The organism is Methanosarcina sp. A14, from assembly GCF_001729375.1.
Classification (GTDB): Archaea; Halobacteriota; Methanosarcinia; order Methanosarcinales; family Methanosarcinaceae; genus Methanosarcina; species Methanosarcina barkeri.
This window is the reverse complement of the sequence record NZ_LZPK01000030.1, coordinates 1-16078: the sequence shown is the minus strand read 5'-3', so window position 1 is coordinate 16078 and position 16078 is coordinate 1. Positions and strand designations below refer to the sequence as shown.

Annotated in this window: 14 protein-coding genes, 1 other RNA gene and 1 pseudogene; 7 read left to right on the top strand and 9 right to left on the bottom strand. The window is 42.6% G+C overall.

The genetic code is table 11. The annotated features are described in order from the left end of the window. Both A9239_RS02095 and A9239_RS02090 read left to right on the top strand, forming a co-directional pair. Positions 1-590: pseudogene (locus A9239_RS02095) on the top strand (geranylgeranyl reductase); the annotation flags it as partial. A 156-nt stretch (positions 591-746) separates the two neighbouring features. Continuing rightward, positions 747-1922: a geranylgeranyl reductase family protein gene (locus A9239_RS02090; protein ID WP_048121551.1), complete on the top strand. Its 1176-nt coding sequence runs from the start codon at positions 747-749 to the stop codon at positions 1920-1922. Between the two features lie 141 nt (positions 1923-2063). On the opposite strand, the gene rnpB is transcribed toward A9239_RS02090, so the two are convergent. After that, positions 2064-2421, bottom strand: an RNA gene (rnpB, locus tag A9239_RS02085) — RNase P RNA component. Between the two features lie 431 nt (positions 2422-2852). Between rnpB and A9239_RS02080 the strand changes: the two genes are divergently transcribed. The 4 genes from A9239_RS02080 (at position 2853) to A9239_RS02065 (ending at position 6558) form a co-directional block, all read left to right on the top strand. After that, entirely contained in the window at positions 2853-3992 is a 1140-nt protein-coding gene (locus A9239_RS02080; RefSeq protein WP_048121554.1) for a methanogenesis marker 9 domain-containing protein, read from the top strand. Then, positions 3979-5028, top strand: a complete 1050-nt coding sequence (locus A9239_RS02075; RefSeq protein ID WP_048121556.1) for a triphosphoribosyl-dephospho-CoA synthase — start codon at positions 3979-3981, stop codon at positions 5026-5028. The genes A9239_RS02080 and A9239_RS02075 overlap by 14 nt, the downstream gene beginning before the upstream one ends. Then, positions 5025-5672: a DUF447 domain-containing protein gene (locus A9239_RS02070; protein WP_048121558.1), complete on the top strand. Its 648-nt coding sequence runs from the start codon at positions 5025-5027 to the stop codon at positions 5670-5672. Before A9239_RS02075 ends, A9239_RS02070 begins: the two co-directional genes overlap by 4 nt. Positions 5673-5838: 166 nt before the next feature. After that, positions 5839-6558 carry a dihydromethanopterin reductase (acceptor) gene (locus A9239_RS02065; protein WP_048121560.1) on the top strand — a complete coding sequence of 240 codons (720 nt, stop codon included), beginning with the start codon at positions 5839-5841 and terminating at the stop codon, positions 6556-6558. A gap of 174 nt (positions 6559-6732) precedes the next feature. Here the strand turns inward: A9239_RS02065 and A9239_RS02060 are convergent, their stop codons facing one another. The 6 genes from A9239_RS02060 to A9239_RS02035 form a co-directional block, all read right to left on the bottom strand. After that, positions 6733-7431 (bottom strand): ABC transporter ATP-binding protein, encoded by a 699-nt coding sequence (locus A9239_RS02060; RefSeq protein WP_048121562.1) that lies wholly within the window; start codon positions 7429-7431, stop codon positions 6733-6735. After that, entirely contained in the window at positions 7413-8474 is a 1062-nt protein-coding gene (locus A9239_RS02055; RefSeq protein ID WP_080941580.1) for an ABC transporter ATP-binding protein, read from the bottom strand. Before A9239_RS02055 ends, A9239_RS02060 begins: the two co-directional genes overlap by 19 nt. Beyond that, positions 8471-9430 carry an ABC transporter permease gene (locus A9239_RS02050; protein ID WP_048121564.1) on the bottom strand — a complete coding sequence of 320 codons (960 nt, stop codon included), beginning with the start codon at positions 9428-9430 and terminating at the stop codon, positions 8471-8473. Before A9239_RS02050 ends, A9239_RS02055 begins: the two co-directional genes overlap by 4 nt. Further along, on the bottom strand, positions 9417-10376 hold the full coding sequence (locus tag A9239_RS02045; RefSeq protein WP_048121566.1) for an ABC transporter permease: 960 nt from the start codon (positions 10374-10376) through the stop codon (positions 9417-9419). Before A9239_RS02045 ends, A9239_RS02050 begins: the two co-directional genes overlap by 14 nt. Before the next feature lie 207 nt (positions 10377-10583). Further along, complete coding sequence (locus A9239_RS02040; protein WP_230628924.1) at positions 10584-12371, bottom strand: ABC transporter substrate-binding protein; 1788 nt, start codon at positions 12369-12371, stop codon at positions 10584-10586. A 344-nt stretch (positions 12372-12715) separates the two neighbouring features. Next, a complete protein-coding gene (locus A9239_RS02035) occupies positions 12716-13720 on the bottom strand; it encodes a PHP domain-containing protein (protein ID WP_230668913.1) in 1005 nt (334 codons plus the stop codon). Between the two features lie 714 nt (positions 13721-14434). Between A9239_RS02035 and A9239_RS02030 the strand changes: the two genes are divergently transcribed. Beyond that, the gene (locus tag A9239_RS02030) at positions 14435-14893 is read left to right on the top strand and encodes a hypothetical protein (protein ID WP_069575207.1); all 459 of its coding nucleotides are present in this window, start codon (positions 14435-14437) and stop codon (positions 14891-14893) included. Between the two features lie 270 nt (positions 14894-15163). Here A9239_RS02030 and A9239_RS20035 read toward each other — a convergent pair whose 3' ends face one another. Both A9239_RS20035 and A9239_RS20030 read right to left on the bottom strand, forming a co-directional pair. Further along, positions 15164-15376 carry a hypothetical protein gene (locus A9239_RS20035; RefSeq protein ID WP_230628926.1) on the bottom strand — a complete coding sequence of 71 codons (213 nt, stop codon included), beginning with the start codon at positions 15374-15376 and terminating at the stop codon, positions 15164-15166. A gap of 8 nt (positions 15377-15384) precedes the next feature. Next, positions 15385-15933 (bottom strand): hypothetical protein, encoded by a 549-nt coding sequence (locus A9239_RS20030; protein ID WP_230628928.1) that lies wholly within the window; start codon positions 15931-15933, stop codon positions 15385-15387. Positions 15934-16078 lie beyond the last annotated feature (145 nt).

Below are 16078 nucleotides of genomic sequence, written 5' to 3'. Positions count from 1 at the left end.
AAGAACGCCTCGGAAAATCCTTAGAACTGCATTTTGGAATTGCAAGAGGAGGATACGGCTGGATTTTTCCTCATAAAACCTATTATTCCGTTGGAATTGGTGGGGTTGTTAAGGACTTCACACATCCTAAAGAGTCCATGCTTAACTTCCTTAAGGATAATGGTTTTTCCGGAGAGTATAAACTTCACGGGCATAAAATTCCCTGGGGAGGAATTAAAAGAAAAGTGGTGGGCTCAAGGGTTCTTCTAAGCGGAGATGCTGCCGGGTTTGTAGATGCTTCTTCAGGTGAGGGACTTGCCTATGCCATTAGATCAGGGCAGCTTGCCGCCAGCGTACTTGCTGAGATTTGTCAGCAGAGAGGAAAGCTAAAAGATCTTCATAAATACGAATCTATTTGTAAGACAGAATTCGGGACTCATCTTAAGTATTCTCGTATTTTTTCCAAATTAATCCATAGTTTCCCAGAAAGATCTTTCAAAATGTTTATAGACAATAGAGAAATCCTGGACAAATATCTTGAGGTTATGGATTTCAAGATTGATTATAAAGATTACTTGCGCTGGTCCCTCCTGAATTTCAAACTCAGGTAATAGAATAAAAGAACTTTTACAGAGAACTATTACAGAAACTTTTACAGATTTTTTTGTATCTTCGGTCTTTTTATTGTTCCAGCCTTAATATATTTTAAGGGCAGATTATTCCTGTCTGCATATAGCTACACTTATTCCGCAAGCGGGTGTCTTAGCATGTACGATCTGATCATAGTAGGGGGAGGACCTTCAGGAGCATCGGCAGGACAGACAGCCGGAAAAAGGGGACTTTCAACCCTCTTAATCGAGAAAGAAAATTTCCCAAGGTATAAGCCCTGTGGAGGGGCTATTTCTTCTTATTGTTTATCTTGCCTGGATTTCGAGCTCCCTGAGTCCATAATTGAGAGAAATATCCCAAAGGTAAGAGTTCACTTCAGAGACCGATTTGTAGAAGGAATGAAAGAAAATAACCTGGCTCTGCTGGTTTCCAGAAAAGTCTTTGATAACTTTTTGCTTGACAAAGCCAGGGAGACCGGAATTGAGGTCCATACCGAAGAAGAGGTTCTTGACCTGGTTGAAAAAGAAGATTGCGTTGAAGTCAGAACCACAGATAATACCTATCTGGGGAGGTTCGTTCTTATTTCAGAAGGTTCGGGTGGAACCCTTAAGTACAAAGTAAGGCCGAAAGATAAAAAAACAGGATATGGACTGGGACTGGTTTCGGAAATTCCCGATGACGATGAAGCAATAAGGAACCGGTTTCCGGATACTATAGAGATTCATTTCGGGGTTGCACATGGAGGTTATGGCTGGATCTTTCCCCATGACGGATATTATTCCGTAGGAATTATAGGGACAGCCCAATATCTTGAGCATCCGAAAAAAATACTGCTGGATTTTCTGGAGGAAAACGGCTTATCAGGGGACTTTCCGGTTCGCTACCATATTATCCCCAAAGGCGGGATAAAAAGAAAAATCCTCAATTCAAGGCTGCTTCTGAGTGGGGATGCTGCCGGATTTGTAGATGCTTTCACAGGAGAAGGTCTTTCATATGCAATCAGGTCAGGGCAGCTTGCTGCGGAGGCCGTTGCAGACCTTGTCATGTACAGCCAGAAGTTAAGTAGCCTTAAAGCCTATGAATCCAGTTGCAGGCAGGAATTCGGGAATTATCTTGCCAGTTCTCTTAAATTGGATAAAATAATGCATCGTTTTCCTGAGACCTCTTTCAAACTGGCTGTTAGCAACAGGGAGATCCTGGATAAGTACCTGGATGAGGTGGTAACCAATAGAAATTACAAAGATTATGTCCGCTGGTTACTGTTGAACTTCTGCCTGGTCGAACCTGTCTCCAAAATAAAGTCTCTTAAACTGGAAGGAACTGATAAGGACTGATTTAAAAAAATAGAGGCAAATAAAGGAAATCAAAGTAACAGAAAAACGAATAAAGAAATGAAAATCACGGAAAAAAAAATAAATAAACCGGAATAAAGAAAAAACGAGTAGAAAAAGGAACAAAGGAAAGTAAGTTTATGCGAGTGAGGCACGTAAGCTCCCTTCTGTTCCTGCAAAGATTTCCTATCACCCATCAGTGGAGGAAATGGTCCTGAGGACTCTTGCAGTGACGGCATTCGGCTATGCGTTTCCAAAAACAACCGGGAGAGTCCGGAATTCTCTTCTCCCCGATTTCCAACTTGCACCCACGAGGGTTCGCCGTTTCATCCATTTACCCTGAGATCTCAGCTTCCGCATCATCGCATTTTCAGAGGATGGTTATCGTTTCTGTGCCAGGGCCCGGGCTCTCGCCCGACATCCTTTACAGATGTTCGTGTATCCGGAGCGGTGGGGAGACTTTCCTCAGACCCGAAGGCCCGTCAGCCGTCCAGCCTCTCTCGCATGTTACCTTTTGGTGGCCTCTATATATTTTTTTAAATATATATATTTTTGGGATGCTTAATCTACAAAAGATCGAATAGAGTTTCGAGATTGAGAAGAGTTTTGAGATTGAGAAGAGTTTTAAGACTTAAATAGATTGTACGACTGAGAAATGTTTTTCTACAGGAATGATATAATACTTTTATTAAATATTGCCATATTTTATTTTCTTCACTGGGCGATTACAGATATGCCCCTTCCCCATAGTTTATATAAATTTTGTGTGTTTGGGGTGCGTCCAAATATTAATATATATGTATTATACTTCGTAAGTTATGGGTGGACCTTTTCCATCTTCAAGGCTTGTCCGAAAAATCTTATAGATACTTTAATCTCGGGCAATGGCTATAATTCATATCAGTTTTCAGGCTTATTTTCAAGAGGTAAAACATGAGTGATTGTCTGTTCGATTTGCATATTGGATATGTTCGTTTTAAAAACCCGATTGCACTGGCGCCTATGGCAGGAATTGTCGATAGTGCTTTTGCCAACCAGTATGCAAGCAATGCCGGGCTGGTAATTCTTGGAGCCTTTAACCTGGATAAAGCTTCAATAGCTGTTGCTTCAGCCCTCGTAGCCCGGGGTAGAAAAGAGTTCATTTCCGATGAACCGATGGAGCTTATAAAAAAGGAAATCCGGGCAGTAACGTCCGGAAGTGCCATAGCGGTAAATGTAAGGAGTACTACACTTGAACCCCTCATTGAAGCTGCAAAAATAGTCAAAGAAGAAGGAGCAATCCTTGAGTTAAATGCTCACTGCAGGCAGCCCGAAATGCTCGAAGCCGGGATGGGAGAAGCTCTTCTCCACGACCTTCCAAGGCTTTCGGCATGGATCAAAGCGATAAAGGAAACCGGAGTTGTGCTTTCAGTAAAAGTAAGGGCAAACGTGGTAAATGATATCGAACTTGCAAGGCTTATCGATAAGGCAGGTGCGGATATCATACACGTTGATGCCGGAATGGAAGACTTCGGTGCCGATCTTGATACAATTCTTAATTACAGAGACGCTACAAGGCTCTTCCTGATCGGAAACAATTCGGTCAAGGACTTTGAGTCAGCAAAAGAGATGTTTACCCGAGGAGCCAATATGGTCTCCGCTGCCAGGGGTGTCCTTGAAAATTCCGGGCTTATACAGGAACTGGTAGAAAACGTTACCTCTTACCAGCAGTCAATAGGCTGGTATAATGCCCCCAAGCACGTTTGCAGCGAAGGGGACTTCAGGGGACTAGCTTTCTGCTGCCTGCCTGTAAAACCCTGTCCTGTACATGAAAAGTTCCGAAAACTTGGATATACGGCAGAGGAGTTTGCCAGGACAAAGTTTGACTTTGCGAAAGGCACAATGCTGGAATACGGAGAGGACACATGCTTTGGAAGCCTTGTCTGGTGTTGTAAAATCACCAAGCCCTGCTGGATCAGAGACGGAGTGTTAAACACAATTGGTCTCTCTGACGTAGAATACATGAAGCTTAAAAAGCAACTGGCAGAATACGTACTGGATCATGCCAGAATTCCGGTAAATGAATCCCATTAATAATGGTTTTACCTGCCAGATACCTGAACTGGCAGAAAAAAACCCACAGATTTCAAATCTTATTGCCCGTTGCGCCCAGCTTGCTATGTTACTTGAGGTCTCGGCTTCTCCAAAGCCAGGAAACGTCGATAGGGAACATAATTATCCTGACACCTGCTTTGAGCATTTTATAGCGTCTTCAGTAGGCGTTTACCCCGTCCTTGAGCTGGCTGCAAGAAGCAGGAACGGGATAGGCGCACTTATCAGAAGTGCCGTTTGCGAAAGTTCTGCTTGGCAAAAAGGAGGAAATACTCATTTCGGTGCCTTTCTGCTACTTATTCCTCTTTCAATGGCTGCAGGCGAACTATTCGACTCCTGTGGAAAAGCCCCTTATAAGCTCTTACCAGATGAATTCGAAGCCCTTGCTGCACATGCACATGCTTTTGTTCAGGCAACAGATAGTGAGGACGCTGTAGAGTTCTACAGGGCTTTCGAAGTGGCAGGAGTGAGAGTTAACAGCGTGGATGAATTCAGCCTTGGAGACCCCAAATCAACAGACAAATTAAGGGATCAGGACGTTACCCTTTACGAACTTATGGATATTGCCAGGGGATATGACCTGATTGCAAATGAATGGGTTACAGGCTTCGGAAGCTGCCTTGAAGGAGCAAAATGCATAACAGAGTTCATGCAGGCTCAAAATCCGGGAGCTGAGAACTCAGTTTCGAACTGTTCAGGCACAGGTATTAACGAAGCCGTTGTGTATACCTTTCTGAAATTGCTGTCCCGGCACAGGGATACCTTCATCGAGACCAAATTTGATAAAGATACTGCGGACTATGTTTCCTCAAGAGCAGGCGAGATTCTCTCGGCCTGGGAGGAGGCTTCAGGTAATACTGAATCTTTAGGTAATACCACCAGAAACTTTGCAGTTCTGCTTCCTGCTGTACAGGAGTTTGACTCCGAACTTCTCAAAAAGAGAATCAACCCGGGTTCAACAGCCGATATCATCATAGCCGGGCTTTTCATTGCCCTTCTGGGGGGACTGCGCTTTTGACCGGATTTTCTCCTGAACGTAGAATAAACGGAAGCGAATCGTCAGCTTTTGACTCTATCGATTTATATTCCTTTGGGATCAGGGAAGGCATTTCCGAAACAATAATTACCACTGGTCTGGAATCCCCCAATGCTGCCCCTATCGGAATAATCGTAAAAAATGGAAGAACTTTTGTCCGGCTTTTCAAAGGCACCCACACCTGGGAAAATGTCTCAAAAGAAAAGTATCTTGCCGCAAACGTAGTGTATGATCCTCTGCTCCTTGTGCGTTCGACTTTTTTCGATCTGGATCCCTCCGAATTTGACTATGTGACTGTCCATGGGCTCAGTTTTCCAATCCTTAAAAAAGCTTTAACCTGGGTCGTTTTCGAATGTACTGATCTTAAGAGTACAGATCATGCTCTTGTGGCCGACCTTATTCCTGTAAAAGCAGGTTTCAATGAAGCTAACTGGAAAAGCTTGCCTGTACCCAACAGGGGATTCAACGCAGTGCTTGAGGCGACTGTCCATGCAACCCGCTATCAGCTTACAGGGGACGAAAAATATCTCAAACTGATCCGCCATTATGAATCACTGGCTTCTAAGTGCGGGGGAGAAAACGAGAAAAAAGCTATGAAATTGCTTTATGAGGTACTGGAGCTGTGAATACTTTATTATTGGGATCGTTTAGCTGTGATCGACTCCCCGGATAAACTCCCAGATAAAGTTTATAATTTATCTTTCTCAGTTAAAATTTGTGACTTCTCGTTTTCATTATCCTGACTCTTTTTTTAGAAAATTATATTATCCCCCTCTGGCATGACTTATTTTCATGAGTTTTCAGAGAATCGCATGGGGCATTACAGGTGCCGGGCATTTCCTGGACCGCAGTTACCAGGTTTTTAAGGAAATCAAGCTCCGAAACCCTGAAGTTTCCGTAAACACATTTATTTCCAGGGCTGGAGAGGAGGTACTGCGCATGTACGGGCTTGAGCAAAAGCTTGTTAAAATCTCCGGCGGGGACTACCTCGAAGAAATCTTCCGGGAAAGCGAGCAGGGTTCGAGTTCTCCTAAGGTCGGACGCTTCGGTCTTGACCGATATGACGCCCTATTTGTCACGCCTGCAACCTCAAACACGGTTTCGAAAATCGCTTATGGAATTGCGGATTCCCTTGTTACCAATGCCGTTGCCCAGGCTGTAAAAGGAAGAGTGCCTGTTTATATTGTGCCTGTAGATATTGAAGGTTCAATCATATCAGAAATGCCCTATAATATCGACCGAAAACAGTGTAGACATTGCGAAGACTGTCCTCCAAGAGAAAACTGCCCTCATGGAGCAATAACTGAGAAAAACGGTTTCACAGACCAGATAGACCTTCTTAAGTGCAAAGGCTGCGGGATCTGCAAGGAACTCTGCCCTTATAAAGCTATCAAAGGCGGGCCTGTGGAAGTCCTGGTCCGGGATGTGGATATGCGCAACGTTGAGATCGTAAAAAGCTTGCAGGGAATTACCGTGCTTGAAAGCCCTGAAAAGATTCTGGATTTCTTTTGAATCTTTAGTTTTGAATCTTTAATTTTAAATCTTTAGTTTTCAGTACTTTTGTAGAGGCTTGTAAGAAAAGGAGCTTGTAAGAAAAGGAGCTTGTAAGGAAAGGGACTTGTAAGGAAAGGGACTTGTAAAGAAGTTTGTACTGGTAGTCATGAGAAATTAAGGTTTTGGGAGACATCAATCAATTAATCTCAACTGCCTGTTCTCAAGCAATCCGCAGCTGTCTGACATGAAACGGATAACAGCTTCATCATGAGAGATCAGGAGATAGCCTATACTCTTCTCGGCCTGAACTTTTTTAAGCATGTGCAGGGTCTGAGCTTGAACCGAGACATCCAGAGCTGAAGTTGGCTCGTCAAGTACGATATATTCAGGTTCGAGCAGGAGAATTCGGCCAAGTTCAAGGCGCTGTAGTTGGCCTCCTGATAGCTGCGAAGGATAGCGAGAAAGCACCTCTTCTGGAAGGCCTATGGTCATAAGCATCTCTTTTGTTTTTGAGGCATGTTCTATATGAGGAATTTGGAGGAGTTTCAGGACATCGAAAACTGAACTTCCTATTTTTTTCCTCGGGTTAAAAGCGCCCGTAGGGTCTTGAAACATTATCTGGACCTTACGGCGAAAAGTTATATGTTCGGTTTTATTCATTTCAGGAAGTGGAGAACTCCCATAGTACACAGTACCGTATGTGGGCTTCTCAAGCCCGGCAATAACTCTCCCCAGAGTGCTTTTTCCTTCCCCGGAAGGCCCCATCAATCCAAAGGTCTCTCCAGACCTAATCTCAAAAGAAACTTCTCGGAAAATACATTTTCCCTTGCTTAACAGGCCTTTTCCGTATGTCTTTGATATGCTGTCTGCTCTCAGGGAGATAGAAAACACCTCACAGTCCTTTGACCAGTTTCTTTAATTTCGGGATGGATTTGAGTGCAGCGCTTTTCCCTTAAAGGGCACCTCGGGTGGAACCTGCAGCCCGAAGGAAGGCTACTAAGAGACGGGGAAAAACCTGGTATGGGAATAAAGCCTTTCTCAGGCAGGCTGTTCAGGAGACCTCTGGTGTAAGGGTGTAAAGGGTTCTCAAAAAGGCTTGAAGGATCGGCGATTTCGACAATTTCCCCTGCATACATAACGGCAATTCTGTCTGCAAGCCTCTGAACAAATTCAAGGTCATGGCTTATTAGAAGCAGGGCACTATTTCGTTCCATTTTCAGATTTCCAAGTTCAGCTTCCAGTTCTACTATGCATTTTTTGTCAAGTCCTTTGCTGGGTTCGTCTGCTATAAGGAGTGCAGGATTAAGTATAGTCGACGCAGCAATCAAAAAGCGCTGGTTCATCCCGCCTGAGCACCATGAGGGGTAGTAGTTCATGCACTCGGAGAAGTTCGCAAAACCCATACGTTTCAGGGCTAATGCAACTCTGGAAAGTGCCGTCTTTTTCTTTTCTCTCTGGTGCACATATATGGGTTCTGCAAGCTGGTGACCTATGGAATACACAGGGTTAAGGGCAATTGAGGGGTTCTGAAAAATAATAGCAATCTCTTTTCCTCTAATCTTTGCCATTTCCCTTTCGTGCATTCCTAGCAGGTTTTTTCCCCTGAATTCTATATTCCCTTTTACCCTTGACTCAGGGGGCAGGAGGTTCATAATTGTATGTGCGACGACAGATTTTCCGCATCCAGTCTCTCCTACAAGGGCCAGAGTTTCACTATCTTTAATCAAGAAAGAAATTCCCGAAAGTACGTTTACGGTTTCTAGTCCCTGAAATGAGACCTCAAGGTCCCTTACTTCAAGCAATACGTTCCTTTCAAGCAATGGATTCCTTTCAAGCGATTTATTCCTTTCAAGCAATGGATTTCTTTCAAGCAATGGATTTCTTTCAAGCGATTTATTCCTTTCAAGCAATGTGCTCCTGGAATGGGGTTTCATAGCGTGTTTACACCTTCTCTGGAGTGTTCTTCTTCCTTTGCTTCAAGCCCGAAACCTATCGACGCGATAGACAGTACACAGAGGGTGATACAGATCCCTGGAGGCATATACCACCACCACATTTCCCGAATAAAACCACCTTGAGAAAAAGCAAAAGAAAGCATCATCCCCCAGCTTTTCATGCTTACGTCGCCAAGTCCCAGGAAAGAAAGAGATGCCTCAGAAATCATTGCCGACGCAGTTGCCAGCATGAACTTGGGAAACAGGACGTGGATAATGTTTGGGAATATATCTGATTTCATGATGTGGTAAGAGGAAAAACCCATACACTGGGCACTTTTTACGTAACCTGCTTCCCTGAGCTGTAAAGTCTTTGAACGGGTGACTCTGGCAGTGGATTCCCAGGAAAGAAGCCCCAATATGGCTATCAGGATCCAGATACTCGGCCTCAGAAATGCTCCAAGGACTATAATAAGAGGGATTTTGGGGATAACAAGGATAACATCAGTAAAGCCCATTAACAGCTCATCAATGATCCCTCTGAAATAGCCTGAACAGAGACCTAACGCAGTCCCGATGAGAGTTGAGATCAAGGCTGCCATAAAACCTACTGTCATTGAGATCCTTGCCCCAAACATCAGTTCTGAAAGGACATCATTTCCTATGTCATTTGTCCCAAGCAGGTGTTCTTCCGAAGGGGCTTCGTAAGGCATGAAACGCTCTTCTGGGGCATAAGGAGCAAAAATTGAAGGAAAAAGAGCCATAAAAATGAAAAGCACAAAGAGAAGAACACCTATCCAGTTAAATAGTCCCTGGAAACCTTTCTGTTTCTGAAAAATCCAGAAAGAAGTTTTTTTTGGAAATTCGAAGTTGTAAGCTTCGGATTGTTTTTCAGAAAAACCTTCAATGCTCGCTTCTTTCATGCAAGGAATGTCAGTACAGTCAGATTGATTCATCCAGGCCTCCTCTTACTCTGGGATCAATTAAGGCATAGAGCAGGTCAGCAAATATATTTGCTAGCAGAACGGTAAGGGCAATTACCAGAAATGCTCCTTGAAGCAGAGGATAATCTTTTCCCATTATCGCATTGTATATCATGACCCCCATCCCGTTTAAGGAAAAGATGATTTCTATAAACAGTGCCCCGCTGAAGAGAAAACCAAAATCCAGGGCAAGCAGGGTAATTATCGGGAGAGAGGCATTTTTTATGATATGCCTGAAAAGTATATCGTTATTGTACAGGCCTTTTGCTCTGGCATACAGAGCATAAAGCTGCTCCTTTTCCTGAATTACGCTTCCCCGCATGACCAGAAAGTTTCTGGACGCTGAAAAGACAGACATTACACAGATAGGTAAGAAAAGGTGATGCAGCACACTTCCTATTTCAGGGGTGTCATAAAAGCCTTTGGAGGGAAAGAACCCCAGTTTAAAAGAAAAGATATAGAGGGTCAGAAGGGCAAGAAAGTAAGGTGGGATACAGGAGAGCACCACAAAAATGAAACCGGTAAAATGACTTGCTTTTCTTTCCGGTTTCCAGCCTGCAAGGGCACCGAAAAAACATCCAAGCAAGGACCCGATAACCACTGATACCCCTACGAAAATCAGTGTCCAGCTCATCTTATTCAGAAGGATCTCTGCTACAGGAGCATGGAGGTGATAGGAATACCCCAGGTCAAGGTGCAGGAGGCTGGAGAGATAGGAGGTGAACTGCTGGGAAAGGGGCAGATTAAGCCCCAGTTCTGCTCGTAGTTCTTCCATCACTTCTTCTGAAACATAAAAGTCTTCACCAATCAGGTTTTTTACCGGATCTCCAGGCATGATTCTTGGAAGGGTAAAGTTGATGACGATTATCAGCATCAACGAGGCAAAATACCTGATTACTTTTCTTACTATTTCTGACATTGCTCTATTTCTGACGTCGCTCTTTTTACTCTGTTCCTATATCCCTGACGTCGCTCTTTTTACTCTATTCCTACTATCTCTGATGTCGATCTTTTTACTCTGTCCTTGACGTCTCTGATATCGTTCTTTTTACTCTGTTCTTGCTACTCTGATATCGCTCTGATTACCCATTTTCTTCAATCGGATTTCTTCTTCAGAGACTAAGTGTTACGCCTCCACTTTCGTTACATTTGTAAAAGTATCCAGGTTATATATCCCGTAAAGTGGATCCGCATACCAGCCTTCGAAATGCCTGTTAAATGGAGTAACCGTCTTGCTCCAGTAGAGGGGAATTGCAGGCAGATTCTCTGCATAATAGTCCTGCAGCTCATATGCATAATTCTGAAGTTCTGCAGAGTCGGTGGTTGCAAGTATGTTATCGCAGAGCTTCAGAAACCCAGGGTCTTCTACGTTATGCATAACTCCCTGGCCTGTCCGTCTGGAATCAAAGTAGCCGCTTCCCCAACTTGAATGCATAAGCATACCCCAGGGAGTGGAACGCGTTACTGTCAGGTCATAATTGTAACTATCTTTAAGAGCAATCCAGGTATCTGAATCCACAGTTTTGAGGTCTGCAGAAAGCCCAATATTTTCAAAATATTCATCGAGAAGTTCGCCTGTGCGGGCGTAATTAGATCGGATGAGAATTTCAAGCTTTATGTCTTTTCCATCTTTTCCTTCCAGGATTCCATTCCCATTGCTGTCCGAGTATCCGGCTTTCTCCAGAATCTCTCTGGCTTTTTCTGGACTGTACTCCAGTTTTTCGGTTTCCTTATAATTTTCCATGGATGACGGCACAAAACCACGATTCGGAACTTCTCCGTACCCAAGGGTTTCAAGCCTTGCAAGCTCTTCATAATTTATGGCATAGGCTAGAGCCTCACGGAATTCCTCATCTGAAAACGGGGCTTTTTTCAAATTGGGGGCAAGGAAAACAAGCCCGATGCTGGTCTTTTCCATGAAGTCAAAATTTCCAGTTTTATTAAGTTCCTCAATACTTGAGTAAGGGTATGATCCTGCATATTTATAGTAAGTGTCAGCTTCCCCATTTTTAAGGGCCAGAGTGGCAACATCCACATTTGAGTAAAAATGGATCTCAACAGTTTTGAATTCAGGATCCTTTCCTTTCCAGTAAGGGTTTTTCTCAAAAACTAGTTTTCCGGCATTGAGGTCTATCAGTTTTAGATAGTAGGGCCCGCAGCCGACATAAGGGCCGTTGTTTGTGTATTCTACCGGATCATCGATATTTTTCCACACATGAGCAGGAAGGATATCATAGGTTGCAAATTCCATACTGACTTGGTTGTAGGGCTTGTTAAATTTGAAGGTCACGGAATTGTCGGCGTCCGAAACTGTTGAGTTTTCCAGGGTATCATTGATCCAGCTTGCCCAGGGAGTTTTTTCACCGTAGTAGCGGATTGAGAACTCAATATCTTCTGGTGTTACTTTTTCCCCATCGCTCCAGTAGAGGTCATCTCTAAGGTAGAAGGTCCATTGCGTGTTATTTTCCGATACACTGTAATTCTTTGCAAGCTGCCCTACAATATGTCCTTCCGCATCCATTTTCATGAGTGGTGGGTTTGAAAGATGAGCAAAAACCCCCAGACCTGTATCTCCAACCAGGGACGCAGACTCTATTACGTCTGGAGTTGCAATTCTCAAAACTGCTGTCTCAGAATCTGCTGACTGCTGAATGTCTGCAGCGCCGATTTTGGAAATTTCTCCTGAGCTCTGCAGTTCTCCTTCTCCTGAGAACAGGTTTTTTATATATGTGATTAACCGGTCAAAAAATCCTTCTTCCGAGACTGGTTGATTATTTTCAGAATCTTCCTGCCCTACCGCTACCGAAGAAAATACGGTTGAGCAAAAAGTAAGAACAAGTATTGTAAGGATAATCGTTCGCTTTAATCTTATTTTTAATCCCAATCCCATTAAGTGTCTTATTTTTTGTTTCATCTACTGCTTTCCCCTTTTTTGAGCTCTTATCATCCAGGTTTCAAAAACATTCCTACAGACTGCAAATATGTTTACAGGCTGCAAATATTCCTACAGATCCCAATTACTTCTTGAGTAACATTCTTAATCTTCGAATCGGGAACTTTTCCCATCATAGTAATTATTAGTAATAATATATTAGATAGTAATTAAAAATAATACCAATTAGTCATTTTTTATGCTAAATAATCTAAACAATTTCATAATATAAACTTTTTGATATTTACGTATCCAAAAAATAGACTGGGGAAAGCCCTTTTTATGCAGGCTAATTCAAGTCATTACAAAAAATGAAAACTGCACTTTTAATTTTGTTTCTCGATTTCAATCTGTCTTTCAATATCTTTTGCCAGATTCTCTGCCGAATGAATGTAGACTGATGCAGGAAGCCCTGTGTTTGATATCATATAGAGCAGGTTCATTGCAGTTCTGTTAAGTTTTGGAGAGTAATTTAATAGTTCACTTCTAGAAATTTTGACCATAGTGTCCAGAGATTTTATCCCGGTAAGGTAGCTTTCTACGTCCCTGTTTTTCTGGCTTTTTTCAAAAATCAGATCTATCCAGGTATTCATTTCGTCGATCAAAAGCTCTCTGGTAAGGTCTTCGGGAACAATGTAACTTTTTCCCTGCGCTACGTTTTTGAAAAATTCATTGAAATTATCTCCTTTTGCAAGAGTGTATACTTTACCAATTCTTCCTGTATGAGTATCGGTTGTCGCGGCAATACCTTTGCCAAGTTTCTCCGCAAGAGCAATTGTAAGTTCGTTTTTCTGCTTGAGTTCATGCATATTGTACTCCAGTACAGGGAAAAGTTTTGCTAGCCTGGGGACTGAAGACGGATTCGGTTCACTGTGAAACTCAAACCAGAAAGGATGGTTGTAAATAAAAGGAAGGTTATGCCGCCTGAGGTATTTGATAAAGCTTCTCAGGTCATGTTCGATTTCCGCAATTTCCATGAGCTCAAAGAACTCCTCCCTGTCAAGCTCGAAAATGTTAATATGAAGCGAGTGCCCTGCAAATTCCGGGTCATATACACTTATTTCAACCCCAGGGACAAGCTTTTCATGATCCCATCCGAGAATTTCATATGCCTCAATGGTGTCATGGTCTGTAAATGTCACATAATCCATTCCCATCTTTAGAGCTTTCTCATAAAGGCTCTCAGGGTTCAGATCTCTTGCAGGAAGTACATCAAAGGAACAGGTTGTATGAACATGCAGGTCTGCTCGCCTCCATCCTTCTTCTATAAGCTTGACTGCTTGTTCCGGAGTTATCAGTTTCTCCTCGTAATTTTTCGGCCCTCTCCCCATAGGCGTAAAACCTTGCACTTTTATTCAGTTTTGATTATTATTAGTGAGTTGTTAATTTATCCCCAATATAGTATATTCTTTTTTAGATTAAGGTTTTCCGGAAGAATTCCTGAGAAAATTACAAGCCCACAAATGAAATATTTTGTGTTGAATGCAAATTCAGATCCAAACTCTTCAAAGGTAAGCTCCAATGGTCAGCACCCAAACAGCTTGGAAGATACAGAGTTTTTGCAAAAGACAATGATATCCCGTTCTATACGTTCTATATTGTGATATGACCCAGTGGCAAAACCAGAAAACCTAAAAAAGTGATTTTCATTCCCCTAAAAGAGGTAAAGTCTCCTGTGCTTTCTATGGAGCTTGTTGAGAAATTTGAACGCAGCGCAAAAAAGAAATTCTTCTGGAAAAACGGAATATTGAAATAATATTAAAAGAGGTATTGAAATAATTTCAATGGTTTAATTTCCTCCTCTTACTTAATTTTCGAATTTCCCTGTCTACTTCCTGAGGCAGCAGAATCAGTAAATAATTACTGAATACAGGTAAGGCTAAAAACTGGAGAAGAAGAACACGTATTTTGTGGAAACTATGTGTAGGAACTGCGTGTGAGAACTGTCGATATATTTAAAATGATAAAACCCATTCAGTTTATATACACTGTATGGGGGGTTTATTACGAGACTTGTTGGCAAACTTAAAAGAGTAGTTGAAGTCTTGAAAGAAGACGAATCCGTAGAAAAGGGAAATGATTTTGAAAAATATGTTGTGAACCTTTTTGACGACAAATATTTCTCGATTGTGCAATGGAGTACAGACATTATGCGGAAGCATGACAGATTTGTGGAATCGGATACCGACCCGGATCTTATTGTCCGTTATCTCCCGAAAGACGAAGTTTTTTGCGTTGAATGTAAGTTCAGGTCCAGTCTGTTTGAGGGTAAACTTCAGTGGTCCGACCCTCAGCAATTAAAACGATATCAGAGCTTTGCGAGAGAAAAAAAACTTCCTTTCTTTGTTGTTATCGGATTTGGTGGAGACTCATCTTATCCAGACAGGATGTTCTGTATCCCCCTTAAAGAAGCAAAGTACCCTGCGCTTTATCCGAGTATATTCGAAAAATTTGAGAGGAAACCTGAAAAAAGCTTTTTCTGGAAAAATGGTATCTTGAATTAACTTATATAGAACTTACGCAGTTGAGCGATAAAATCAGGCATATCCAGTCTTATTATAATTACTGACACTTGCTCTTGAGTGTTTTCAACTCTTGTTTAAGTTCAATTGCATGAGCCCTATAATATTCACTGCCAGGTCTGTACTTTATATGCATTTAAACTACTGTTTTAATTGGTACTTTTTCAACTGCAGGTTTATTAGCCACCAAAAATGTTGCCTTTAATTGACCCTGCGGATTTCTTAGTTCTATTTTTGCGTCTGAGTAGTAGCCTACTCGATATCTTCCGTAAATTCTCTGTTAGTTGAGAGACTGGCAGTACTCATAACGCCAATAATAGGAAGAGACCAGAAATAATGGTCTTTGTAAGTCGGGTTATAATTGACAGCTGTACTACCTGTCAGATGGGCCATGTAAACAATCCTTACCTTCATTACACCCCGGCTTGCTGACAGTACGGCTTCAATTGACTCGCCAGGTTCCAATTCTACACTTACTCCTGAGCTGAGCCGACTGTAATACTTTTGCTTTCAGATCCACCCTGCCCCCAGGAATGGCTGTAGGACATTGAGGTTTCTCCTCCTCCACCGGCTCCCAGGAAGCTGACATCATATGTAATCTTCTGCCCTACATCGATTGTGTCCGTCTGAGACCAGTTGCTCTCTGTGGTATTGGTTACCTGGTCCGAAATGCTGGCATCGAAAGTGGCCTTTTTTGAGCTGCTATTGACGAATTTCTTGGTTGCCACTATTACTGGTTCTGAAGTAATCCCGGTTATTTTTGCACTCTTGACATCCAGTATCGTCTGAACCTCACTCCAGCCGTATGTTTTGTAGAGGTCATCCCAGGGAGTGGGGCTGTGAAGATAAGCATCATTAGGTTTCTTTCCGAAATACTTTCCAACTGCACTCTTGAGACCTGAATCTTCAATGTCAAATGTCTTTCTCTCTTTATCTGTGATAATGTGCTGTACACTTCCCGAAGCGCTGACGCTTGAAGTTGCTGCGTCTGCACCCGCCTTTATGCTGATTTCAATACCCATACTTTCCTGTATGAAACCAATTCAATATATATTTTTTTAGAGTGTGAGAGGGTGTGTGAGAGGGTGTGTGAGAGGGTGTGTGGAGAGGGTGTGTGAGAGGGTGTGTGAGAGGGTGTGTGGAGAGGGTATGTGAGAATATGCCTTT